Raw genomic sequence first — 24,860 nt, forward strand, 5'->3', positions numbered from 1 at the left:
ATTTACAGGCTGTAGTGAATGAGTACTAAATTGGCTACCGCCGAGCAGGCCATGGCCGCAAAGGTGAGTAACATGCCTGAAACTCGCTGCCAGCTCGCTCCACCATGATTACGCAACCCATAGGCATGTAATACGCGACCAAAGAGTAGCGCACAGCCTAAACCATGAATGGTCCAGTGTGGTCCCGTATTGGCTTCCACACAGGCAACCATTATCAGAGTAATCGGAACGTATTCACTGAAATTACCGTGGGCCCGAGTCAGTCTCTTGAGGTCTTCGTTACCACCGTCACCCAAGCTGACTTGAAACTTTCTGCGACCGCCTATCACCAAAAATGAAAGGTACAAATAGCATATGCCAAGTAGGCTTACGTAAAATGCGGTAATTGGCAGTATCATCCACCGGTTCCTTGTAAAATAAATGTAAAGCGATTAAACGCTATTTAGGTCTAACTTACAAGCAACAAAAAGGCCGCCGAAGCGACCTTTACAATGCTCAGTAGATTACTGAAACTATTAACCTAGTAGTGAACCAAGTTCTTCACTTACTTCAGCAACAGGACGTGTACCGTCAAGTTTGTGGTACTCACAGTTACCCGCCTCAGCTTCTGCTGAATAGTAGTCCACTAGCGGTTTTGTTTGTTCATGGTAAATACCAAGACGCTTGCGAACGGTTTCTTCTTTGTCGTCATCGCGAATAATGAGATCTTCGCCAGTCTCGTTATCTTTACCTTCAACCGTTGGTGGGTTGTAAACAACATGGTAAACACGACCCGACGCTGGATGCACACGACGACCGCCCATACGCTCAACAATGACGTCATCAGCAACGTCAAATTCAATGCAGTGATCAACAGAAACACCCGCGTCTTTCATTGCGTCTGCCTGTGGAATGGTGCGAGGAAAACCGTCAAGTAAAAAGCCTTTTGCACAGTCATCTTGTGCTATACGCTCTTTTACTAAGCCAATAATAATATCATCTGAAACTAGCTTGCCTTCGTCCATGACCTTTTTAGCCGCCAAACCAAGCTCTGTGCCTGCTTTGATTGCCGAACGCAGCATATCGCCGGTAGAAATTTGTGGAATACCAAATTTGCCCATTAAAAACTGAGCTTGAGTGCCCTTACCCGCGCCTGGTGCGCCGAGAAGAATGATTCGCATGTGTGCGTTCTCCGCTAGTATTATTTAAACTTTTTTAAACTGTCGGCACTTTACACATTCATAAGTCGAGTGACAAGTGTAAGCCATATACTCATACCTATCATAAGACTAATAGCGAATATGTATTCGAAAAATGCGAGAACAACTAAAGATCTCTATCTGTCCAACGTAAACTTGATAAATTATAAACCTAAGCAAATCAAAGTAGGTTTATTTTCTTAGGTAAAATTTAAAATAAACTGTCTTAAATCAAAAAGCGGACACTAAGTCCGCTTTTTCGTATCAAAACTATAGAAAATCAGCCCTATTTAGCCAACTTCATTAGTAAAGTGTTTAGATTTTGCACAAAGGTCGCTGGGTCTTTTAAGCTACCTTGTTCAGATAGTGCAGCCTGATCAAACAGTACGCTCACCCACTCATTGAACAGTTGCTCTTCCTGCGTATCAGCGAGTAACTTAACTAGCGCGTGCTCTGGGTTAAGCTCGAAGTGATACTTCACATCTGGTACGGTTTGACCTGCCGCTTGCATCAGCTTCATCATTTGCGTAGTCATGCCATTGTCATCAGCCACAATACATGCAGGAGAATCAGTCAAGCGATGGGTAAATTTAACATCAATGACTTTTTCACCTAATGCCGCTTTAGCGCGTTCTAGAATACCTTCTACTTGCTTTTCGGCATCTTCTTGCGCTTTCTTAGACTCTTCGTCTTCTAAATCACCAAGATCTAAGTTTGCCTTCGCAATAGACTCGAACTGTTTTTCGCTAAACTCAGTTAAGTGAGACATCAACCACTCGTCAATGCGCTCGCCCATTAGCAACACTTCAATGCCTTTCTTGCGGAAGATCTCAAGGTGTGGACTAGACTTAGCCGCTTGTAGGCTGTCAGCAGTCACATAATAAATCTTCTCTTGGCCGTCTTTCATGCGCTCAATGTAGTCAGCGAGTGACACAGTTTGTGCATCTGACTCATCGTGTGTCGATGAGAAGCGAAGCAATCCAGCAATCTTTTCTTTGTTACCAAAATCTTCCGCAGGGCCTTCTTTAAGTACGTTGCCGAATTCATTCCAGAAAGACTGGTACTTTTCAGCATCGTTCTTCGCCATACGCTCAAGCATCTGTAAAACGCGCTTAGTACAACCTTGGCGTAACGCTTGAGTGATCTTGTTGTCTTGCAAAATTTCGCGAGATACGTTCAACGGTAAATCGTTGCTGTCTAGTAAACCTTTAACGAATCGTAGGTATGTCGGCATAAACTGTTCTGCGTCATCCATAATGAATACGCGTTGAACATAAAGTTTAAGGCCGTGGCTTTGCTCGCGATTCCACATATCAAAAGGCGCTTTTGCCGGAATATAAAGCAAACTCGTATATTCAGTTTTACCTTCGACTTTGTTGTGGGCCCATGAAAGCGGATCAGCAAAATCGTGTGAAATATGCTTGTAGAATTCGCTGTACTCTTCGTCAGAAATATCTGACTTGTCGCGTGTCCAAAGCGCAGTTGCTTTGTTTACCACTTCCCATTCGCCCGGCTGAGCTGGTACTTTTTCACCATCTGGGTCGTCGCTCTCAGGCACTTCGTCTTTCCACATTTGCACAGGAATGCTGATGTGGTCAGAGTACTTACTTACAATAGAACGCAAACGCCATGCGTCGGCGAATTCTTTTTCTTCTTCGCGAAGGTGAAGCGTAATTTCAGTACCACGAGTAGGCTTGTTGATTTCAGCAAGGGTGAATTCGCCCTCACCCTCTGAAATCCACTCTACACCAGCAGAAGCATCTGCACCTGCTGCACGAGTGCGAACAGTGACTTTACTAGCTACGATGAATGCAGAATAAAAACCAACACCGAATTGACCAATCAACTGAGAGTCTTTTGCACTGTCGCCTGATAACTTGCTAAAGAAGTCTTTAGTACCAGACTTTGCGATAGTACCAAGGTTGGCGATCACTTCTTCGCGGCTCATACCAATACCATTGTCAGTAATGGTAATGGTGTTCGCATCAGAATCAACACTTAGCTTAACGTTAAGCTCGCCGTCATTTTCATAAAGGCTGTCGTTTTCAAGTGCACGGAAACGAAGTTTGTCAGCTGCGTCAGCAGCGTTTGATACTAACTCACGTAAAAAGATTTCTTTGTTTGAATACAAAGAATGGATCATCAAATGTAGAAGTTGCTTTACTTCTGTCTGAAAGCCATGGGTTTCTCTTTGGGCTGCTTCAGCCATAATCCACGATCTCCTCGTTGAATGGATTTTGTTACATTCAGACAGGTGTGGTCAGAGAAGATATTTTTCAACAGTAGGGACAAAAAAATATTGGCAACCGGTTCGAAATTACAGTTTTCTTCGCCCTGAAAAAGCGTGGGTGAGCGTATTGCCATCGATAAACTCTAGTTCTCCACCTACAGGAACACCATGCGCTATACGGCTTGCCTCTACACCGTGTTTATCACACAACTGACCAATGTAGTGGGCGGTGGCTTCCCCTTCGACCGTGGGGTTTGTCGCTAGAATGACTTCATCGTAACGGTCATCACCAATCTGCCCTTCAAGTATATCTAGGCCAATCTCATTTGGGCCGATACCGTCAATGGGTGACAAATGTCCCATTAGCACAAAATACGTTCCTTTGAAGGTCAACGTTTGTTCAATAGCCATCACATCTTGCGGGCTCTCAACCACGCACAGCTGCCGGCTTTCTGCACGTTGCGGATGGGCGCAGATTTCGCACAATGGATTCTCTGAAAAATTACGACACTGTTGGCAATGTCCGATGTGCTCCATTGCGTTATGCAGTGCAGCACTCAACGCTTTGCCCCCATCCCTGTTGCGTTCAAGTAGTTGAAATGCCATGCGCTGAGCTGTTTTTTTACCAACACCTGAAAGGCAGGTTAAGTTGTCTATTAGCTCGGTTAACAAAGGACTGTATTTCAAGGGCGTGGGTACTCATCAGCTACGAAAATCCCGCTCATTCTAATACGGTTATCGAACTTTGTAACTAGCTGAACTGAATGCAACTGAACCTTATAACGAATAATCGACAATATTTAATCTTTAGTTTTTCTTGCAATCACATTGATGAAGAAATAGACTGCGCCCGTTCACTCAACAAGCGAACATTTTTTCAGCAATTATCATCACATCACCAGCAGAGGAGAAAATATTATGTTGTATTTATCAAATTCCTTTGCAGGTCTAGCCCGCTAAATAGCTAAAAGCTTTTCAAACCATCGATTAGCTTTTTCTGAAAGCTATATTTCGGTCACGCGATATTCAGATACGTGTGTAAATAGATCTGCCAATTCGTTTTTGATTTAAAAATTTACTCGCTCATTGTTATGGGCAAGGAATTGGTACTATGGGCAAATCCGTCCAAAAAATAACTGATAGGGTGAGTCTTATTGCATCCGCCGACACCTGGATTGAAGGGGACGCAATTCAACAACTCACTAAAACATCAGAGCTTATTGGCATGCAGCGTGTTGCTGGCATGCCTGACTTGCACCCCGGTAGAGGCTATCCCATTGGGGCTGCATTTTTTTCTAAAAATACTATTTACCCCGCATTGGTGGGGAATGACATTGGTTGTGGTATGTCTCAGTGGCAAACCACAATGAAAGTGTCAAAAGTTAATCTCGACAAAATGGTGAAAAAGCTCTCAGATGTAGAGTCTCCCCTTGATGAAAGCTGGAGCGATTACGTTAATGAGCAAAAAGCACGCCGTCAGATAAATATTGATAGCTTTGATAAAGCACTTGGCACCATTGGAGGTGGAAATCATTTCGCCGAATTCCAAGCCATTGACGAGATATACAACCAGAGCGCAGTTAACGAGCTTGGGTTGGTTAAAGATGCTTTACAACTACTAGTGCATTCTGGCTCTCGAGGTCTTGGACAGCGCATATTGGTTGAACATGTTGCAGCCTTTAATCACCATGGTTTGCAGATTGAAAGTGACGAGTTCACTGATTACATGCAAAGACATAACGAAGCATTGCGTTGGGCAGAGCTAAACCGAGAGCTTATTGCACTCAGGTTTTTAGAAGCTACACGGACTTCAGGAAAATGTGTATTGGACGTCAACCACAATCTGGTATGCCAAAAACAGATTGATGGCATTGATGGTTGGTTACATAGAAAAGGCGCAACGCCCAGTGACAAAGGTTGTGTGGTGATTCCTGGATCTCGTGGTGATTACAGCTACCTTGTGAAGCCGATAGAAAATGTTGGTAACACAACCAGTTTGTATTCTCTGGCCCATGGCGCAGGAAGAAAATGGAAACGTGGAGACTGTCAAAGCCGGTTAAGTCACAAATTCAAACGGGAGGACTTAACCCGCACGACATTTGGCAGCCGAGTGGTTTGTGGAAGTAAAGATCTGTTGTATGAAGAAGCACCTCAGGCTTATAAAAAATGTGCATCTATCATCTCGGATTTAGTTGATGCTGGGCTTGTTGAAGTTTTAGCACGACTGAAACCCGTGTTGACATTCAAAACTCATGGGGAGTGTTCGTCATGATTTTACTCCAAATATCAGCGGGCCAAGGCCCGCTTGAATGTTGTCAGGCGGTAGGCCACGCACTCAAGCATATTGAAAAAGAGTGCGCCGAAAGCAAGGTAAATCTAGAGCCAATGGAGATGGTGACTACATCCCACAGGCATTGTTACAAATCAGTGCTATTAAAGCTTGGAGCTTCGCCACGCGCGGCTACAGCAAACGAGAGGGAGGCGAAGACACTAGCGCAACGTTGGAGTGGAACTATGCTTTGGGTTTGCGAGAGTCAGTTAAGACCGAAACACAAACGCAAAAACTGGTTTTTCAGTGGGAGCGTTTTTGAGATAGACGAACCTGCGTTTGGTCGGGAGGTGTCGTTCAAAACATGCAGAGCATCCGGCGCTGGCGGTCAGCACGTCAACACCACCGACTCTGCCGTACAAGCTATACACAATGAAACGGGTATAAGTGTACGGGTAGAAAACGAGCGGAGCCAACATGCTAACAAGCGCAGAGCACTAGCACTGCTCTACCAAAAACTAGACGAGCTACGCACCGAGAGCCGAAGCGTTAGTGAAAAAGCTCGCTGGCAACAACACACTGCCTTAGAGCGAGGTAACCCAACTAGGTTATTCCGCGGCATTAAATTCATAGAAGTACGAGGATAAGACAATGTAATTCCTTCTATCGCTGGCACCATCACACCATTGAGTGTAGCGCACTCGATGAGTGTGGTGCTGTGTGAGCTTCAAACATTTGAACTAATAGAAGGAATAACATAATGAGAGTTAAATACCCTCGCACCCCACATTTACCATGGTCAAAGGGTGCGACCAAGGATGACCTATGCACCACGAGCACTTCGTGCTTTGTTGGCAAAAAGGTCATCGTCACAGAAAAAATGGATGGTGAGAACACCACGCTCTACACCGATTACACCCACGCCCGTTCTGTTGATGGTCGTTTTCATCCGTCTCGTGCTTGGGTAAAAGCACTACAGGGAAAAATTGGCTATCAAATACCTGATGGCTGGCGTGTGTGTGGAGAAAACCTTTACGCAAAACATTCGATTTACTACGCGAATTTACCGAGCTACTTTCTCGTATTTTCGGTGTGGAACGACCAAAATTACAGCCTATCGTGGGAAGAAACAGTATGTTTTTCGAAACAGTTAGGATTAGCAACGCCTGAAGTACTTTATGACGGGATCTGGGACGAAACCACAATAAGGAATCTAGTGTTAGACACAGACAAACAAGAAGGCTACGTGGTAAGGCTAGCAGCTAGCTTTGACTATAAGGATTTCGCCAAATCTATTGCCAAATGGGTAAGGCCAAATCACGTCACCACCGATAAACACTGGATGCACGTCGATGTTACGCCCAATGGCCTTAAACAAAAGGAGGGCCAATAAATGGACAAAGTTAACCTATGGTTGAACACACTGGCACGAAGCCATAGCCCAGATTTTAGTGAATGTCTGGCAGTATTAGGGAGTTACTTTCCATTACTCCATGATTTTGAAAGCACTGAACAAGACAATGAATGGCACGCAGAAGGTAACGTCGCCATTCATACAAACATGGTACTGAAAGCCCTTTATCAATTGTTGGAAAACAACGCCACACATATTCATGGAGAACAACGCTTAATTTTGATATTAGCGGCATTGCTACATGATATTGCCAAACCCATTAGTACAGTACGGCGTGAGATTAACGGTATAGAACGAGTCGTTGCGAGCAGGCATGAAGCCATGGGAATGAGTTATCTTGCAACTCGCCTCCCGTTGCTTGGACTAAGTCAGCAGAGCATTGAATCGATAATGGGTCTCGTGGGGCACCATCAAATGCCCAAGTTGTTGGTTATCAAAAACAAGGGCTATGGAGATTATCTGCAACTTGCACTGAATACCAATCTTGAGCTGATGTACTGGCTGGAGCTAGCAGATATGCAAGGCCGTATATGTAAAGACAAAGCTACCCAAATAGAGTTACTTGAACAGTTTCGAATGTTCGCAGAGGACTATGGTTTATGGGAGATCGATTGGTCAGAACACGAATTACTAAGTAGCATTCAAATTAAGACGTCACCCGATGAGCAGATTTACACGAATGGCTGTGGGTTGCGTCAATTAGCCTTCAATCAGATCTATCAAATTGAGGAGGCTATCGCTAAGAACTTTGAAGCTAGCCAGCAGTACTCACATCTTTTCTTAATGTGTGGCGTCAGTGGTAGTGGCAAATCCACTTGGATACAACGTAACCTCGAAGGCGTTGAGGTAGTGTCGTTAGATGACATTCGTGAAGAATTGAACGGCAAAAGGGAATGTCAGAAAAACAAGGGACAGGTATTGCAGTTAGCCAAGCAACGCTTGAAAGCCGCGCTCGCGAAGAAACAAAGCATTGTTTGGGATGCCACTAATCTTCGAACGGACTTTAGAGAAATGATTTGTCAGATCGGTATGCAATACAATGCGCTAACCACAATAGTCGCATTTCAGTTATCTACAGACATGCTAATCAAGAACAACGCAAAACGTAAAAGCAGTGTTCCAGACAAAGTACTCCACCAGCAGATTGAGAGGTTTCAGTGGCCGTCAAGAACAGAAGCTCACCGAATGCTAGTCATAGATAACCAGGGTGTTGAGCTAAGCCGACATGGTTCTTTTAGTTTATCTATCAATACCACGGAGCTCCTGAATACTATATGAGAGACTACACAGGTTAAATTTGATTCATGTTAATTGCCCCCGATTGACTCATTTACTGCTGCTTCCTAAGCTTAGAGATGTAACAAACGAAATCATATTCGTCGTTTGTGCAACCATTTAAATACAACTTTCAAGGAAGATAGATGTTCAAAAAAATGTCTATTTGCATTGGGGGTAGTTTTTACTTCCACTGTGTCTAATTCTCATGCGTTTGAAGACGTGGCTGTGATTATTATTGCCGACGAGCAGTCAATAAGAACGACAAGCTCGGGATTATTTACACCTTATACCGCTGTCAGTTGGGATTTTGGCTATAATTCAAACAACGGAACTAGTGCTGAGTTTATTGTTGAATTTAGAACACTTGAGGGTGATTACTATGGTTCTCAGCCGTGGTTTGCTGATAGGTTCGGAGCCTACCCGACTGGAGACATACTTTTTGGATCTGAGTAACTGCGTGTACTCATATTACTAAATCGCGTAAATTTTTTACGTCAAGTACCACCCTGTATTTAAAGGAGATTAGTACAGTGAACAAATACTATACGGTTGTTATTCTATTTCTCGGATTTCTCTTGGTCTCTGAAGCGAAGGCGATTGAGCAAGATATTGTTAAGTATGAGAAAGTGGATTTAATAGAGGTAATGGGGCAAAAACCCCTAGCGCGTTTTCGCGATGAATATAATGACGCAAGACTTGCCGTTTTTGAAACTTTCAACAACTATGTTGAAGATACGGACATGCATTACATATGTGCGAGGGAGCGTTTAATCAACTCACGAATTCACCATACGATCTGTCAGAACGCCTTCGATATCAGAATTAAAGAAGAGCTGTTCAGAAGAGAGATTAATAATTCGTGGGGTTTACTTTCACGACTCAACAGAGCGCAGACCTCATCCTTTTTAGGTACGCAAGAAATGGAGCTCTTGAAACAAAAAAAGAGTGAACTCATTAAAAACTTGGCCGCCGAAAACGAGGCATTTAAGGCAGTCTTGACCGAGTTAACTATAGCAAAATCAAATTACGAGCTTGCTCACGCCGAAACATATGGTTCGTGGAGTAACTTTACTGAGGAACTATAAAGGCTTTATGACAACAAGAGCGCTCTAGGTACACAGCTAGCAATCAAATACGCAGCTGTCTACTCAATGAGCGCTACTCTCATCTAACACTAACCAGCGCTTTAATTCCCGATACAAAGTACCTAAATCGATAGGCTTACCAATGTGACCATCAAAGCCAGCATCGTAATAAGCTCTAACATCGTCTTCCATCACATTGGCGGTTAGCGCAATAATCGGCAAGTTTGGGTAGTGCCTTTTTATCGCCTGGCATGCTGCCATGCCCCCCATAACCGGCATTTGGATATCCATCAAGAGTAACGAAGGTTGGCGTAGTTCGACCTGTTCAATCGCTAGTTGGCCATTGTCCACAATAACAATGTCTACCTCAGTGGGCTCTAACATGTTGCGTATAATCACCTGATTGATTTCGTTGTCTTCGGCAATCACAACATAATGGTTGGCTAATGCTGGAGGGGTCAGATCAGATTCCTTTCCATTGTTCGTTGAGCTGATATCGGCTGGCACTAATGGAAGACTTACCGTGAAGGTGCTGCCTTTGCCCTCCACACTTTTCACTTTGATATCCCCCTTCATCAAAGATACCAATGAGGCGGTAATCGACATACCTAACCCCGTACCACCGAAGCGACGCGTAATGGTTTCATCTGCTTGCTCAAAGCGCTGGAATAACTTATCGATGGCATTTTGGTTCATACCAATGCCAGTGTCAGTCACCTTAAAATTAAGATTTTCATTATCTTCCTGAATTTCTATTGTGATATTACCAGCATCGGTAAACTTCACTGCATTAGACACCAAGTTGAGCAGTATCTGTTTAACGCGAACGGGGTCACCAAGCCAACCATCCGTCCAGTTATCTGGCATGGACTGACTAATTGAAACTCCCTTATTGAGTGCCAAAGGCAATTGCTCTGACATCACCAACTCAATGACTTTCGTCATTTCGAAGGGCACAATTTCGAGATTTATGTTGCCTGATTCTATTTTCGAAACATCTAAAATATCGTTGATGATAGTCATCAAGCTGCTACTAGACAGCGTCGCTTTTTCAATGAGCTGGGTATTTTGGGTATCCGTATTGCGCTGTTTGAGGATTTGTAGCACGCCGTGAATGGCATTTAGTGGCGTGCGGATTTCATGACTCATATTGGATAAAAACGTCGACTTGGCCTGATTAGCGGCATCCGCTTCTATCTTTGCATCGCTCAGCGCCTGATTATTGGCTTGCAAAAGAGTATTTTTTTCCGCCAGTTCTAGGGTTTTCTCGGTGACGATTTTCTTTAAGCGCAAATTAAAGCTATGTTGGGCAAAAAATATCAACAGGCTTGCACCAATAATAATAACAATGCCATACCAATATCGCACATCCCATTCAAAAGGCTTGTCGTCGTAATCACTTAGGAGTATGCCGTCAATGCTGGCGGAACCGTCAACCATATCTAACTGGCGATAAATATTGGTAATTTGTTGTAGGCGTGAATTCGAAGCGGTACCAATAGGTACAAACTTGGCGTTGATTAAACTGCTAATTACCCGCGCTTCTTCCAGTGCTAGCGATTCATTGAAGGGCTGTTGGTATTCTTTGGCAATCCACTGAGCAATCTCTAGCGGGTTTTCTAGTGCATATAGCCAACCTCTATGTAATGCACTCACGAAGCGATCAACTTTCACGCGGTCAGATTTGACCATTTTCTCACTGGTAAACACCATATCGCCATAAAAGTCGATACCGTAACTGGCAGGATCGATAATATTTATCCCAATCCCTTTCTCGTTATAAAGCAGTGGTTGATCAGAGCGGTAGGCCGACATCACATCAACATGACCGTCTCTTAACGCCCAATCATTGTAGGTATGAGAAACATATTGGAAGTCGCTCTCGGCCACCCCGGCCTGCATTAACAGCGCTTGTAATACTGCATCATCTGCGTTGCGGATATACATAACCTTTTTGCCGACAAAATCATAGGGCGTACGTATTTCAGAAGATTGTAGGGCGATAAAAACGAAAGGAGTACTTTGGAATATAGTTGAAGCGATAACAACCGGTTTATTGTTCAATCGATGCAACACGATACTCGAGTCAGCAACACCAAAATCAGCACTATTATTCAGCACTTCATCGACAACGGATCGACCAGGCTGAATTTCTCTGAGAATAACGTCCATACCTGCATCTTTGAAGTAACCTTGTTTCTGGGCGGCGTAATAACCCGCAAACTGGAAGCTGTGGTACCATTTCAATTGCACTACGACTCGCTCGTCGGCAATGACAGATGCAGATAACATGGACATAAGTAGCACGGCGATGTAACTACCAAATTTTTGCAGTGTGATTGAGCTCTCCCAACTTATCTTAATGTTTTGCTAATTAGTGTCTGTAGAGCAAATCTACAAACGAGACCCAATAAATAACTTGCGACCATTTTCGATACAATAACACTCTATAAAGACTAGCTATTCATTCAAAAATTCGCAAAAAGTTAACCAACTACCAGGTTAACTTAATAACATCGCTTTCAGCGCTTAATGACTCCACTAACATCACTTTTTGTCGATGAAAATCAATATCAAAATGTAGTCGAAATCTATTGTCGCCGATACTCCAACAGACTTCCTCTGTTGCTGCTTGCACTTTTCCCAATGGTATTGCACACATAAATGCCTCAGGCATTACGTGTTTGGTATAGTAGAAGATATTATTGGCAATCTTCCAGCGATTTGGGCTGGCAGCAGCAACTTGGCCCATGGTTTGTCCCCTTACCCATTGCCCGTCCTGTCGATGCAATTCTACGAGCGATAGCGTAGACAAAATACCATACGCCATATCGGTAGTATCAGGTTCGAGAGTAAATGCAATGAGTCCGTCCACTACATGGCTCGATTCCAATGTATCAATATTTAGTCTAACAATACTCGGCACATTCCCAGAGATACGTGTAACAAAGAGATGTTGGCTGTCTGAGTCCCACACAGGATTTTCATAGCGTTCCATAGCGGAAGTGATGAAGTTCACCGAATGCTCAACATCAGCAGAATCGTTATTAAGCGACGATGTAAAAATACGTCCATTACTAATACCTACAAAACGCGTACTGTCTGGAGATAGTGCAATCGCGCTAATTGGATTCGTAGCATCCAAACTCGCAATGCTTTCAATGATGTTACTCGTTGACGTTCTTTGAAACAGCAGTCGCTTACCGTGGAGCGATACAAATAACAATCCATTGCCTTGACTAAAATACTGGGGAAAGTCTTGCGCACCAGCTCTCCTAATGAGTCGACCTTGTTGCAATAGAGGAGTTTGTTCTGACTTTGGAACTGATTTCAATAAAGACGACATTGGTTGTTCTTGCAAGTCCAAGAAGTTTCCATTGTGTTGCCTGAGCACATAACATTGTTCACCGCAGGTTGAAAATATGTCCAGACTATTGTCTGGCAATACTGGTGCCTCATTTAATGACTGAGTTGAGAGATTAAATCGCACGTGTTCGCCGTAAAAGTTGGTCATGGCTACTGACGTGTTTTCGTGCCATGCAAGGCGACTGGGCACAAATGGAAGCCTTGTTTTGGCGACCATATCACCACTCACCAAAGACGTGATAATCAAACTCGCCTCTTTGGCAACCTCCTCTCTCAATACCGCCAACATTTCTCCGTTAAATGACAGCGCGGCATTGTAGTCGCCTCGCCCAGCAACATTAGGGGACGTAAGTGCTTGCAAGCGATTGTCACTAAAAGTAAACGCATAAATACTATGCTGTTGGCCCTGAGTGAGTTTTTCTGCCAGTAAAAGGCCCTTGTCGTCGGCTAACCACCCCACTACAAATTTGTTTTGTAGCAATTCTGAATCTATGTTTTCAACCCGCGATACTTCTCCGTCAGGAAGAAAATGAGCGATATGAAAACTGTAACCTTGCTCATCTAGTCGAGTAAACGCTAGCTTTTCACCTTTGGGACACCAACGGCTATCACTGTAGTTGGCATTATCCCAACTTAGCCGAGTGACCACACCATCATTGAGCGTTTTGATATAAAGTTGCTGGGGACTAGAACGAGAGTCTCGATGTAAAAATGCCAGCTTATTCTGCGCTGCATTATAGTCTGCATTTACCTCGGAGCCCGTGAGCTGAGTAAGACGGTTAACGACCGGAGAAGCCGTTTTATCACTGTCATATGTTTTTTCGACAGAAAAACTCGTCACCAAGAACAGTGAAGTAACACATGCAATGCATATAGCGATAATAGTCCAGACGACAGGTTTGTTTATTATATCCTGTTTGCCTGTGTCGAGGTTCTCAGAAACAGGAGCCAACCATTTGTAACCTTGCTTTGGTATGGTTTTTATAAATCGTGGTGATCGAGCGTCATCTGCCAGAACATCACGGAGCTTTTTTAGTGCAGCTCTTATCGCTTCATCTGAGACAGGTCTTCCAGCCCATACTATTCGTTCAATAGTGTCTCGGGTCACTACCACCCCTGGTTGTTTCACAAACAATAAAAGTAGCGAATACAGTTGTGGTTCAATTTTTAACGCTTCGTCGCCTTTCCATAGCCGTTCTGTAGATGGGCACAAACGAAATTCACCAAATTCATAAAAACCTTTCGATTCCACGTTCTATTCCATAACTCTATTTATATTAGACACTTAGCATTGTGACTTTTTGTGAAGTCACCAGTGTGACACAGCATAACAAGAGATAACAAAAGTTTTGTACCTAAACACCTAAGGGCCTCGCTAAGGTTCCAACGGACATCAATTAACAGAGATTACAGGAGTCCATTGTGTACCGTTTAATTAATGCCGTTTGGATCATTTGCTCGCTTTTTATCAGCGTGAATACCCACGCCCAAAACACCACTACATTGAATCAGCTTGATGAGGAAATCAATGCACTGGTAAAGCAACACAACGTTGCATCGGTAAGCTACGCCATCATAAAAAATGGACAACCGACCCACATCAACACCCTGGGTTTTGCAAATCTAGAGACACACTCTGCCGTTAACGATTCTACTAGCTATCGTATCGCCTCCATTAGCAAGATGATTGTCGGTATTGCTGTTATGCAACTGGTAGAGTCGAAACAGTTACAATTGAGCGATAATATAAAGACGCTTTTGCCTGACCTTAAATTCGAAAATTCGTGGTCTTCCAGCCACCCGCTTAAACTAGTTCATCTGGTAGAAAACACGACAGGGTGGGACGATATTTCACTGCGTGAATTTGCCTACGACAACAGCGCACAACTTCCTCTTATCGAGGTGTTGGCCATTAACCCTGCGAGCAGAACCTCCCGTTGGCCGCCAGGTACCCGCCATGCATATACCAATTCTACAGCAGCTGTCGCAGCCTTAATTGTAGAGCGCGTGACAGGAATGACCTTTGAACGCTATGCGCAACAATACATCTTCGCACCGTTGAATATAACCAACGCAAGCTATGAAATTGCACCACCACTCCTTGCGACTGGTTATACCCAACAACTTACGCCCCAACCCTATAAGCCAGTACTAATGTCACACGCCGGCAGTTTAATCATGAACATTTCAGACATGGCCAAGCTGCTAAGCGCTCTGGTGTCAAGGGATCCTCTGCTACTATCTGAGTCGAGTTATAAACGAATGGAATACTCTACATCAACCAATGTAGGGAACTTCAATGCCGGGTACGGTATCTTCAACCACGCGCGATTTTATGACGGCTGGCGATTCCGAGGGCACGACGGCGCAATGCGAGGCTGGCGCTCTGAACTGAGTTATTCACCAAACAACAGTACCGGCTTTGTGGTGTTACAAAACACTGAAAATAATGCAGCCTTTAGAGCCATTGTTGATAAGATTCGCACTTTCGCAACCAGTCATTTCTCAACTAAGACAGATGAACAATCGTTTCAAGCGCCACCAAAGTCTTTGCAAGGTTACTATCGCTACCAAAACCCTCGCAACCAAATGCGTTGGTTTTTAGAGCGACTGGTTTCACCTTACCAGCTAACCATATACGACGATTCAGCCGTGTTTTCTAGTGTGTTACCCATAGGATGGAATAGGAAACTTCACTACCAAGAGGATGGCACCTGGTACAACGATAAAGGCGAACCTGTTGCAATGCATACTGTCGATCCGTTATTGGGTGAAGTACTACACTATGGCGACCGTGTGCTCGTTAAAACGACCATGTTTGCTGCTTGGATAGATAAAGTCGTTCTTGTGCTTTGGCTACTAATGCTTGTTGCCATGATTCCAATATCGTTATTTTGGCTCGTAAAGTTAGTGACCAAAAAATATTCTTCTCCAATTCAAAAAAACGCTCGACTAATTACTATGTATGTCGCTCTATCGGGGTGGCTGGTACTGATTTTTCTCTTCATTGGAATGCAGGCCCCAATACCGAGGTTGGGCGCAATGAACGTGATTTCAGTGGGCTTAATGCTCGCGACTATCCTCATGGCATTATGCACTGCCGCCGCCATCTATTTTTATATCAAACACCTAGGCAACCAAACCAGTCGTATCGCTACCGTGACAAGTGGAGTTCTTGTACTTTGTCAAAGTGCGGTCGTGTGCTACCTCGCCTGGTTTGGTGTTATTGGTATTCAAACATGGGTGTAAAAACCAACAATATTTTCAAACGGCATTCCGATGACAAGGCAAGGTTTTGCTGCTATACCAATAGGTGAGCTAGCTCAACAGAATGGATGTCGACAGAAGATGGATGATCAACCAAACAACCTATTTGAGTTAATTGACGGCAATGAAACGCTGAAGCGTTTACTGTCTGAACTTGGCGTATTTGCCGTCAATTACAAAGACAACCGCGTGTTATCTAATCAGTTGTGGAAAAACTGGGGCTACACTGAAAAAGAGATGAGCTTAGATAACGACTGGATGAACAATATTCATCCAGAAGACAAAGCGGAAACTTTAGTCAAACGAATTCACCTAGAAGATAACGCCAAAAACGATATGCAACGAGAGATATATCGCTATCGAAAAAAAATGGCGACTACGCTTGGATTATTTCACGAGGAAAATTTATCGCTTTCGACACATCTGGCGCTCCGGTTGCCTATATAGGTGCTGAAGTTGATATTTCAGCGTTAAAGCAACGTGAGTTCGAGTTAATCGAAGCAAAACAAAAAGCTGAAAAGCTCGCCAGAGAGTCTGAAACACTACTTAAAATAGGTGCAACGATTGCGTCTTCTCTCGATATCAACACTCTGTCTTTAGAGATTTTGAAAGAAATTAAAAACCTAGTGAATTTTGATATGGGTTCCTTATTGGTACTCAATAATGACAACTTAGAAGTCATTATTTCCTACGAGGCAGAGTTTAATCGGGTTAGAAGCGAGCTAGCGTCAAAAATACTCACCATTGAGGATAGACGCAGTTTTCACGCAATCCTTACAACGTACAAAAAGTCGTTAATGTGTAACGACATCGATTCTCAGTTCAGTAACTTCATACAAATCGATGGCAACCGTCCCGCAAAAAGTGTTATCGGTGTGCCTTTGGTTTCAAGAAAAAAGCTTATTGGCATGTTAATACTCGAACAGAGACGGCCAAACGCATTCTCTATCGAAGAGTACAACACCATTTCGAAAATCAGCGACAACATTGCGGTGTCAGTAGACAACGCGATTTTGCACGAAAAATTATCGTCGATGGCGCTGACAGATTCACTGACCAATGTATCGAACCGCCATGGTCTGCACTTGAGCTGGCAGTCATTGTCTGAGCAGGCTATCAGGCACCAATGGCAAATTTCTTTCATGGTCATCGATATCGACCATTTCAAAATATTCAATGACAAATATGGCCACAAGACTGGTGATGAAGTGCTGCGCTTGGTTGCCAACGTTCTAAAATCTTCCACCAGAGGCAGTGACCTAATAGCACGATTTGGTGGCGAAGAGTTTGTAGTGATATTGCCGAATACTGCAGACGATCAAGCATTGCTCGTTGCTCAAAAAATTCAAGCCTCTTTAACGCAACAGCAAGAAAATCAAATGGAAGGTACAGTCACGGTAAGCATTGGTATTACCACTCAACTTGCCGAGGATGGACTCACTATTGATTGTTTGTTCAAAGAAGCTGATGAGCAAATGTATCTAGCTAAAGACGCAGGCAGAAACAAAGTCCAACAATCAACCACTGTTAAGAAGTCACAGGCCAAGTGATGCCACCTTTATTGCGCTGATAGCATTAACCGCTCAATAGCACCTCGCTTTTGCATGGTAACGTAAAGCACGTTCTTATGCGCACCGCCAAAGGCAACATTGGTAGGAAACTGCCCTTTGAGATGATAGGTTGTTATCAGTGTTCCGTTAGGCGACAGCACGGCAATTTCTCCCGCACCGTAACGGGCAATGAACAAGTTACCTTGGTTGTCTGTGCGCATGCCATCTAAACCATGATCGTCAAACTGATAGAACAGCGATTTGTTAATCGGCATACCTTCAGCATTAATATCATAGCGCCATACTCTGCGCTGAACACTCTCATTCACATATAGCACCTTGCCGCTGGGGCTAACCTCAATGCCATTGGTGGTACCCATATCAGATTCTACCAACACAGACTGGCCGCTCGGTGTGATCATCCACAATTGCCCCGAGTTGTCTGCCCAGTTTGGATCACTGGCATAAACCACATCGTTCGAACTAATGGCAATGTCGTTGGGTTGATTCATATTTGTGTTGTGCGCTAACACCGATATTGCTTTCGTTTGCATATCTATCACAAGCACCTTGTGACTATTGTAATCAGCGACCAAAAGCTGTCCGTGGGAGTTAAATCTCAAGCCATTACCAATGGAGCCTTCAGGTAACGTAACAAACAAGGCATGTTCACCGTTTGGCGCAACAACACCAATCGTGCCCTGTTGTTGATAGTTCACCGCATACAAGTTGCCTTTTTCATCAACCACAGGCCCTTCAACACCTTGAGTGAAAACTTTGTCAGTCACCCAATCTGTCGAATCAATTTGTGATGCAGCTAACACTAGTGTGCTGCAGCTTACTGCCACTAATAGGATTGTCAGAAAACATTTAAAACGTGTATTGAACTCGTACATTTATAGCTTTAATCCCTAACGTCTCATTCAAGGCTTAGGCGCGCAGCAGTACTGGTCAAGAAAAGCCTTGTGTAGCGGCTGAGTATTCGCGAGCGTTTGTAGTGATTTGGCCCCAGCCGATAAGCTTTTACCTAACGCATTAGCATCTAGTGCATTAAGCGTAGGATTATACGCATCAGGTCGAACGCCCATCCCCTCAAAAACGGCATACCAGCTGGTTGGCTGAAAAAGTGCCTCTACTTGAGGGATTAAACCCCCTCCTCGTTTGAAGAAATCCAACTTTTGTTGAAGCGACGCTGGTATGGGCATTTCATGTTTACACCAGCGCCAAAACGGTGTGTCTTCCCGCTCAGTCTCGCAATAATGAAGGATCAGAAAGTCGCGAATTTCCTCATAATCAGCGCGCAAACGGCGATTAAACTCGTTGCGCAATAGTTCGTTATTTTCTTTGTTGGGAAACGTACGCACAAACAGCGCTAACGACTTAGATACCAAGTGAATAGCAGTTGATTCAAGAGGCTCAAGAAAACCTTGTGCTAATCCCAATGAGAGGCAGTTGGCTTTCCAAGGCTGTTTTCGGATCCCCGTTTTAAACGGGATAAACTGAGGTTCCCCTTGCAAAGGCTCACCAACCTGATTGAGTAGTGTATTCAACGCCCTGTCATCATCAATGTAATCATCAGCAAACACATAGCCATTACCAGTGCGGTGTTGTAGTGGTATTTTCCATGTCCACCCAGCATCTTGTGCAGTGGCTATGGTGAAGGGGTTAAGTGGCTCACTGGTTTGGGTAGGCACGGTCACCGCCTTGTTACACGGTAAATAACAGCGCCAATCTTCGTAACCCGAGGCTAGTGTTTCCTCAATGAGTAGTCCCTTAAAACCAGTACAATCGATAAAAAAGTCGCCATTCACGAGTTGACCGTCATCTAGTGTTAACGACGCAATATCGCCACTGGGATGAGTGCTCACCTTTTCTATTTTTCCATCGATATGCTTAACGCCCTTACCTTCGCAAAAACGTTTCAAGTATTTAACCACAAGATTAGCGTCTACATGGAGTGCAAACTGAGCACTGGCAAGGGGGGTATTAGCAGCCTCAAATGGCTTGAAAAAACGGCCTTGCTCAGCGAGTATCGCTTCTTTTGAATGCGCCATCAGTGGCATAGCATCTTTACCTTCCAGTGTTTTTAACCAACACTGAAAAAAGTCGTGACCGTCAATGGTTTTGCCTACGGTGCCAAAAGGGTGAAAGTAGCTATGGTCTTTTTTACGCCAGTTGGGAAACTGTATACCCCATTTAAAACTCGCTTGGGTTTGCTGAATAAAATCGACTAGGTCGATGCCTAAACTTTCAATGACTGCAATAAAGGGAGGAATCGTTGCTTCACCCACACCAATGGTGCCAATTTGCGATGATTCTATCAGGGTAATTTGCGTCGACGTGTTCGCAAAAATATTGCCCAGTGTAGCGGCTGCCAGCCAACCTGCGGTGCCACCACCAGCAATAACAATGTTTTCTATCGGTTGATAAGCAGACACAGTCGGCTCCTTAATATTCTTTTTATCGGATGATCACTTAGCCGCTTGCGCTTGTTTAGCGTAGCGAAGAAACGCTTCATGGGGCGGTACTTGCTCGGTGACATTGGCTATCCAAGTTCGCATCGCTTTTAGCTGGTCGACAAACATGGCTTCATCAACCCGTGCTAAGCGCTTATCGTAGCCTTTGGGGTAGAATTCCAATCCGTGATACACCGCTATCCAGCTGTCTTCACCAAAGATCTCCCACGGGTATCGAGTGAGTTTACCTTCCCTTTGGTATTCGTCCATTTTTGCTTGCAAGGTATCTGGCACAGGCATATCTCTACAATAGCACCACAGTTCGCTGTCATCTCTCCCATTAAGCTTGTAATGCAAAATAATAAAGTCGCGCACCCGCTCGTATTCGTCTCGTGTCACTTCATTAAAACGCTGAACATCGGCAGCGCTATATGCTGGTTGCCTAAAAGTTTGAACCAGGTGATCAATAGCGGTCTCAATCAGCGCAATACTCGTACTTTCGAGTGGTTCAATAAACCCCGCTGACAAACCAACTGCAACGCAGTTTTTATTCCACGCAACTTCACGCCGACCCGGTGTAAACGAAAAGTGTCTTGGGTCGTGCAGCGGACTGCCTTTTACATCGTTAAGCAGACTTTCGGTAGCGTCAGCTTTGTCAATAAACTGGCTGCTGTATACGTAGCCATTACCTTGGCGTGTTTGCAGAGGAATACGCCATTGCCAACCTGCTTGTTTTGCTTTTGCGATAGTTCGAGTAATGGGGGATTCATCAACATGGGTTTGTACTGATACCGCACGGTCGCACAACAACCATTGGGTCCAATCAATGTAGGGAGTATTAAGGGCTTTATCTATCAATAAACCATGAAAGCCCGAGCAATCAATGTAGAGGTCGGCGTTTACTGACGTGATATTATCTTCAAACTTAAGCGAGTCTATGCTTCCGTCGGCACACAATGTGACTTCACTTATTTTGCCATCGATGTGTGTCACACCGTTTTGTGTGGCTACTTTCTTCATTAATGCCGCGAACTTTACTGCGTCGAAATGAAGTGCCCAGTCGAATATTTCTAATCGTGATTTTGGCTTTGGATTGGGCGGGGTAAACTTGTTGTTTTTAGCTAGACTTACGCCCAGTGAATATTGGCTGATATCGGCATTTTCACCCAGCTCCTGTCCTTTCGACCAAAAATGCTGAAAACCAATATCCTGCTGTTTATCACCAAACAAGCCAAAAGGATGAATGAAACTGCTCCCCTTGCCTCGCCAGTCTTGAAATTCAATGCCGAGCTTACAGGTAGCATCGGCAGCCGCGACCACATCGAGATCGGTGAGTCCGAGCTTGGCGTAAAATCGGCGTAACGTAGGTATGGTCGCCTCGCCCACGCCAACTGTACCCAGCTGACTAGACTCAACCAAGGAAATTGACACACTCGACTGTTTAAAGTGGTGACTAAGTGCAGCGGCTGTCATCCAGCCTGCCGTACCGCCGCCCACAATGGCAATATGTTGTATTGCTCTCTTTTCTGTCGTCATAACACATTTACATCTGACTATTGAAAAACGGCTTTGAAAACATAAAACGTTTTTTCAATAACCACAACGAAAAAAGGCCGAGACTACCCGAAGGTAGTTCGGCCAAAGCGACACATTAGAAGTTAATGCGAGTACCAAGGATCCAGCGTGCTTCATACACGTTTTGGAACGCCTTTTGGTCTGGGAATTCCAAATAGGTTTGTTGGAACTCTTCAGTGATGTTTGCACCATGTACATACACACTGATGTCTTCATTAACGTTGTAATTAAAGCTAATGTCTAGCTGCGAGTAGTCGTCTTGATAAAGTGACTGACCACCTACTGCTGCGCTACCCTGCGTAATCAAACGAGGACTACGGCTGTTCCAAGCAATACGCGTAGAGAAGTTGTCGTCTTCGTACCACAATACAAAGTTGTACGTGTCTTTAGACATACCTACAAATGGTAAGTCGTTGCCAAATACGTCTTTGTTGTCCTGTTCACTGTCGGTGTATGTGTAGTTAACGTCTACACCCATGTTGTCTAGGAACGTCGACGTTTCAGAGACATCACTAAACGCTACTTTTGCACCAAGCTCGATACCACTTACGTTACCACCGTTACCTTGAACGCTGGTCGAGAATGGCCATGGACCACGACGAATACCATCATCATCTGGCTCGTCGATAAGTACTTCACCGGCGGCTGTAAAGCTTTCAATTTCGATGTCGAAATAGGTTGCGAACAACATAGTCGCAGTACCCGCATACCATTCTGCCGAGAATGACATGTTTTCAGAACGCCATGGATTAAGGTCTGGGTTACCAGTAAGCGTACCGTTTCTTACACGCAAACAGTCACAACTTCCGTCGATAGTTTTACCAACCGTTTTACCACCACCCCACTGAGATAGGTCAAGTGCCATCATGTTCTTCGAGTAAGAACCACGAAGGATAACGTCCTCTGTTACTGAATACGCCAAGTTAACTGACGGCAAGTAATCGGTATAGCTGCGCTCAGTAACTACATCACCTGTATCTGGACCTAATCCACTGTGCGGTAAGTTAGAACCAACAAGGTTTTGTTTTACGTAAAGGTCGGTTTCGATTACGCGTAGACCCACATTACCACGCAGTTTTTCAGTTTCGAAGTTCAGCTGAGCAAAGTAGCTAAGCTCTTCCAGTGATACATCGTAACTTGCACCCGCATTTTCAATACGCTGAACGTTACCGAACGTATTTAGGTGGAACTGACGAGGATCTCTAAAGTTGTTTGGATCAATCGCCCACATACCAGGAATACCAGACACCGGACCAAAGTTGTCTTGCCACATTACTGTGGTGTGCTCGTCCAAACGGGTTGGCGGCAATAAGGTATAAGGTACCCAAGTGCCCGCAGCAATGGTATTGCCATCGTGAACAACGTCTTGCGTTAGGTATTCACCCGCAGCAGGGTTGCCTTCACAGGTATCAACCGTGTGATATTGGTCCACCGCTTTCCACTGAGCGATATCACAACCATCACCGAATTCAGATGTGTAAGTGAACTGGTCATGGTCGACAATACGTTCCATATGACGTACACCAAAATCAACGCTGGTGATGTAATCATGGTCGAGCGCATAATTCCACTTAGTACTGAAGGTATTGATTTCACCTTCATCATCCGTGTTACCTTCAGATGAGAAAGCACCAATGTGGTATGAGTTGATGTCGGCCATGTAGGCTGCAACTGATTGCATCCCCATACCGCCATTAACCAACTGATCGAATCCACCAAATACTGGGTGAGCACCAGAAGCATCGTAGGTTAGGATAAAATCTGGGTCAGCAATACCGCCCGGTGAGAACTGTGCGAAACAACCGCCACCGTCACCAACAATATCTTCACCATTGACACAGTTTTCACCTTGAGAGAATTGACCTGGGCCAGTCACCAGTGAACCGCTATCAATGCTTAGCAAATCGCCTTCGCCGTAACCATGACGCATTGATGCCGTTGCACGGGCACGAGTCATACGCACCTGACCGCTTAATGGGCCACCATTATCATAGTTAAGCTCTAGGTTGTAGTTTTCAGACTCTTCAAAGTTGTTGTTCGCCTGAGTAAACGTTTGTAAACGCCAAGGTCTTAGGTTGAAAGCATTTACCCCACCCCATTGGTCGCCATTGGCATCAGTAAAGGTGTCACCGGTATAGCCATCCGCTGTTGGGTATGCATAGTCGTTGAACGTGTACCAACGGTTGTTTTGCGACAAACCACTGCGGTGATTGAAACGACTTTGGTCAGTGTAGAATGCGTCAAAAGTAAGCTCGAAGCCTTCACCTAAATCAGCCTGGGCAGAAAGCTGGAATGCTTTACGGTTACGCTCTTCTTGCTTATTGAAAGCAGCAAATCCTTGCGGAACAACATGGCGTGTTTCATCTCCACGTGGGTTTGCGCCCCACGTAAAGTTGTTGTTTGCTGCACCAATACCACCGTTTTCAGAGGTATCGAAATAACCGTTGTAATCGGTGGCTAGGTCTACATCAGTGCTAACTGCGGTAAATAAGATACCTACCTTACCGTTGTTGTAAGCGACTAACCCGTTAATGCTTGGGTTGTTTTCTTCACTGATACTGCCACGAGACAACTCGGCACCGCCAGAGAACGTTAGGCCTTCATCCATATCAAAGGGGCGACGAGTACGAAGGTCAATAGCACCAGAAATACCGGCTGTCGCGCTGTTTGCCTCTGAAGACTTATAAACATCTACGCCAGAGAAAAGTTGAGAAGGTAAGTCTGTAAAATCAACCGTTGAACTGTCGATAGTCGTGGCGCTTAAGAAAACTTCACCGTTTAACATGGTGTCAACTTGAGGTAGACCACGAATTTGAACGGGACCACCCTCGCCTGCAACGCGCTGGATTTGAACACCAGTAATACGCTGTAGTGATTCTGCAATAGTGATATCAGGAAGCTTACCGATGTCTTCTGCAGCAATACCATCAACCATAGAGCCAGCAAAACGCTTGGTATTAATTGACGCTACTGTAGAGCCACGAATACCGCTTACCTGAATGACTTCAATGTCATCAGCCGTGGCACCTTGCTGAGATTCTTGTGCATACGCGTGTGTTCCCACAGCCATTGCGCTTGCGGCGCAGGCCATTTGAACAGCAAATGTGATCTTGTTGAGTTTTCTCATGATCGCCTCATTGTTGTTTTTAAATTTTATGACAACGTTGTCATACCACGATAATTGACAGCGCT

At 44.5% G+C, this 24,860-nt stretch carries 19 protein-coding genes; 9 read left to right on the top strand and 10 right to left on the bottom strand.

The window, feature by feature from the left end:
- Nucleotides 1-2: 2 nt before the first annotated feature.
- From EYS00_RS18570 to recR, 4 genes are all read right to left on the bottom strand, one after another.
- Nucleotides 3-398, bottom strand: coding sequence for an MAPEG family protein (locus EYS00_RS18570; RefSeq protein WP_130639353.1), 396 nt, complete (start codon nt 396-398; stop codon nt 3-5).
- Nucleotides 399-515: 117 nt separating this feature from the next.
- Entirely contained in the window at nt 516-1,160 is a 645-nt protein-coding gene (gene adk, locus EYS00_RS18575) for an adenylate kinase (protein ID WP_130639355.1), read from the bottom strand.
- A 304-nt stretch (nt 1,161-1,464) separates the two neighbouring features.
- Nucleotides 1,465-3,387, bottom strand: a complete 1,923-nt coding sequence (htpG, locus tag EYS00_RS18580) for a molecular chaperone HtpG (protein ID WP_130639357.1) — start codon at nt 3,385-3,387, stop codon at nt 1,465-1,467.
- A 108-nt stretch (nt 3,388-3,495) separates the two neighbouring features.
- Nucleotides 3,496-4,095, bottom strand: coding sequence for a recombination mediator RecR (recR, locus tag EYS00_RS18585; protein ID WP_130639359.1), 600 nt, complete (start codon nt 4,093-4,095; stop codon nt 3,496-3,498).
- A 424-nt stretch (nt 4,096-4,519) separates the two neighbouring features.
- Between recR and EYS00_RS18590 the strand changes: the two genes are divergently transcribed.
- The 6 genes from EYS00_RS18590 to EYS00_RS18615 all read left to right on the top strand — a co-directional run bounded on the left by EYS00_RS18590 (nt 4,520) and on the right by EYS00_RS18615 (nt 9,454).
- Nucleotides 4,520-5,680 carry an RNA ligase RtcB family protein gene (locus tag EYS00_RS18590; protein ID WP_130639361.1) on the top strand — a complete coding sequence of 387 codons (1,161 nt, stop codon included), beginning with the start codon at nt 4,520-4,522 and terminating at the stop codon, nt 5,678-5,680.
- Nucleotides 5,677-6,324, top strand: coding sequence for a peptide chain release factor H (gene prfH, locus EYS00_RS18595; protein ID WP_130639363.1), 648 nt, complete (start codon nt 5,677-5,679; stop codon nt 6,322-6,324). Before EYS00_RS18590 ends, prfH begins: the two co-directional genes overlap by 4 nt.
- Nucleotides 6,325-6,437: 113 nt before the next feature.
- The gene (locus tag EYS00_RS18600; protein WP_130639365.1) at nt 6,438-7,070 is read left to right on the top strand and encodes an RNA ligase family protein; all 633 of its coding nucleotides are present in this window, start codon (nt 6,438-6,440) and stop codon (nt 7,068-7,070) included.
- Nucleotides 7,071-8,369: an ATP-binding protein gene (locus EYS00_RS18605; protein ID WP_130639367.1), complete on the top strand. Its 1,299-nt coding sequence runs from the start codon at nt 7,071-7,073 to the stop codon at nt 8,367-8,369.
- Between the two features lie 192 nt (nt 8,370-8,561).
- Nucleotides 8,562-8,822 carry a hypothetical protein gene (locus tag EYS00_RS18610; RefSeq protein ID WP_130639369.1) on the top strand — a complete coding sequence of 87 codons (261 nt, stop codon included), beginning with the start codon at nt 8,562-8,564 and terminating at the stop codon, nt 8,820-8,822.
- A 77-nt stretch (nt 8,823-8,899) separates the two neighbouring features.
- Nucleotides 8,900-9,454, top strand: a complete 555-nt coding sequence (locus EYS00_RS18615) for a hypothetical protein (protein ID WP_130639371.1) — start codon at nt 8,900-8,902, stop codon at nt 9,452-9,454.
- Nucleotides 9,455-9,517: 63 nt separating this feature from the next.
- On the opposite strand, the gene EYS00_RS18620 is transcribed toward EYS00_RS18615, so the two are convergent.
- Nucleotides 9,518-11,752 (bottom strand): ABC transporter substrate-binding protein, encoded by a 2,235-nt coding sequence (locus EYS00_RS18620; RefSeq protein WP_130639373.1) that lies wholly within the window; start codon nt 11,750-11,752, stop codon nt 9,518-9,520.
- A gap of 196 nt (nt 11,753-11,948) precedes the next feature.
- Nucleotides 11,949-14,072 carry a winged helix-turn-helix domain-containing protein gene (locus EYS00_RS18625; RefSeq protein ID WP_130639375.1) on the bottom strand — a complete coding sequence of 708 codons (2,124 nt, stop codon included), beginning with the start codon at nt 14,070-14,072 and terminating at the stop codon, nt 11,949-11,951.
- A gap of 170 nt (nt 14,073-14,242) precedes the next feature.
- Here EYS00_RS18625 and EYS00_RS18630 point away from each other — a divergent pair, with 170 nt between their 5' ends.
- From EYS00_RS18630 to EYS00_RS18640, 3 genes are all read left to right on the top strand, one after another.
- Nucleotides 14,243-16,069, top strand: coding sequence for a serine hydrolase (locus tag EYS00_RS18630; RefSeq protein ID WP_165399429.1), 1,827 nt, complete (start codon nt 14,243-14,245; stop codon nt 16,067-16,069).
- Between the two features lie 30 nt (nt 16,070-16,099).
- Complete coding sequence (locus EYS00_RS18635) at nt 16,100-16,534, top strand: hypothetical protein (protein ID WP_130639379.1); 435 nt, start codon at nt 16,100-16,102, stop codon at nt 16,532-16,534.
- Between the two features lie 134 nt (nt 16,535-16,668).
- Entirely contained in the window at nt 16,669-17,637 is a 969-nt protein-coding gene (locus EYS00_RS18640; protein WP_258313040.1) for a sensor domain-containing diguanylate cyclase, read from the top strand.
- Between the two features lie 8 nt (nt 17,638-17,645).
- Here the strand turns inward: EYS00_RS18640 and EYS00_RS18645 are convergent, their stop codons facing one another.
- From EYS00_RS18645 to EYS00_RS18660, 4 genes are all read right to left on the bottom strand, one after another.
- Entirely contained in the window at nt 17,646-18,461 is an 816-nt protein-coding gene (locus EYS00_RS18645) for an SMP-30/gluconolactonase/LRE family protein (protein ID WP_242618832.1), read from the bottom strand.
- Nucleotides 18,462-18,560: 99 nt separating this feature from the next.
- The gene (locus EYS00_RS18650) at nt 18,561-20,075 is read right to left on the bottom strand and encodes a tryptophan halogenase family protein (RefSeq protein WP_207301732.1); all 1,515 of its coding nucleotides are present in this window, start codon (nt 20,073-20,075) and stop codon (nt 18,561-18,563) included.
- A gap of 33 nt (nt 20,076-20,108) precedes the next feature.
- The gene (locus EYS00_RS18655) at nt 20,109-21,629 is read right to left on the bottom strand and encodes a tryptophan halogenase family protein (protein WP_130639385.1); all 1,521 of its coding nucleotides are present in this window, start codon (nt 21,627-21,629) and stop codon (nt 20,109-20,111) included.
- Between the two features lie 115 nt (nt 21,630-21,744).
- On the bottom strand, nt 21,745-24,795 hold the full coding sequence (locus EYS00_RS18660; RefSeq protein WP_130639387.1) for a TonB-dependent receptor: 3,051 nt from the start codon (nt 24,793-24,795) through the stop codon (nt 21,745-21,747).
- Nucleotides 24,796-24,860: the final 65 nt, after the last annotated feature.

This window comes from Alteromonas sp. KUL49 (assembly GCF_006538345.1).
Lineage (GTDB): Bacteria > Pseudomonadota > Gammaproteobacteria > Enterobacterales > Alteromonadaceae > Alteromonas.

Coding starts and splice junctions, on each gene's coding strand:
- EYS00_RS18570 (WP_130639353.1), bottom strand. CDS start 398: ATGATACTGCCAATTACCGCATTTTACGTAAGCCTACTTGGCATATGC.
- adk (WP_130639355.1), bottom strand. CDS start 1,160: ATGCGAATCATTCTTCTCGGCGCACCAGGCGCGGGTAAGGGCACTCAA.
- htpG (WP_130639357.1), bottom strand. CDS start 3,387: ATGGCTGAAGCAGCCCAAAGAGAAACCCATGGCTTTCAGACAGAAGTA.
- EYS00_RS18590 (WP_130639361.1), top strand. CDS start 4,520: ATGGGCAAATCCGTCCAAAAAATAACTGATAGGGTGAGTCTTATTGCA.
- prfH (WP_130639363.1), top strand. CDS start 5,677: ATGATTTTACTCCAAATATCAGCGGGCCAAGGCCCGCTTGAATGTTGT.
- EYS00_RS18600 (WP_130639365.1), top strand. CDS start 6,438: ATGAGAGTTAAATACCCTCGCACCCCACATTTACCATGGTCAAAGGGT.
- EYS00_RS18605 (WP_130639367.1), top strand. CDS start 7,071: ATGGACAAAGTTAACCTATGGTTGAACACACTGGCACGAAGCCATAGC.
- EYS00_RS18620 (WP_130639373.1), bottom strand. CDS start 11,752: ATGTCCATGTTATCTGCATCTGTCATTGCCGACGAGCGAGTCGTAGTG.
- EYS00_RS18635 (WP_130639379.1), top strand. CDS start 16,100: ATGACAAGGCAAGGTTTTGCTGCTATACCAATAGGTGAGCTAGCTCAA.
- EYS00_RS18655 (WP_130639385.1), bottom strand. CDS start 21,629: ATGACGACAGAAAAGAGAGCAATACAACATATTGCCATTGTGGGCGGC.
- EYS00_RS18660 (WP_130639387.1), bottom strand. CDS start 24,795: ATGAGAAAACTCAACAAGATCACATTTGCTGTTCAAATGGCCTGCGCC.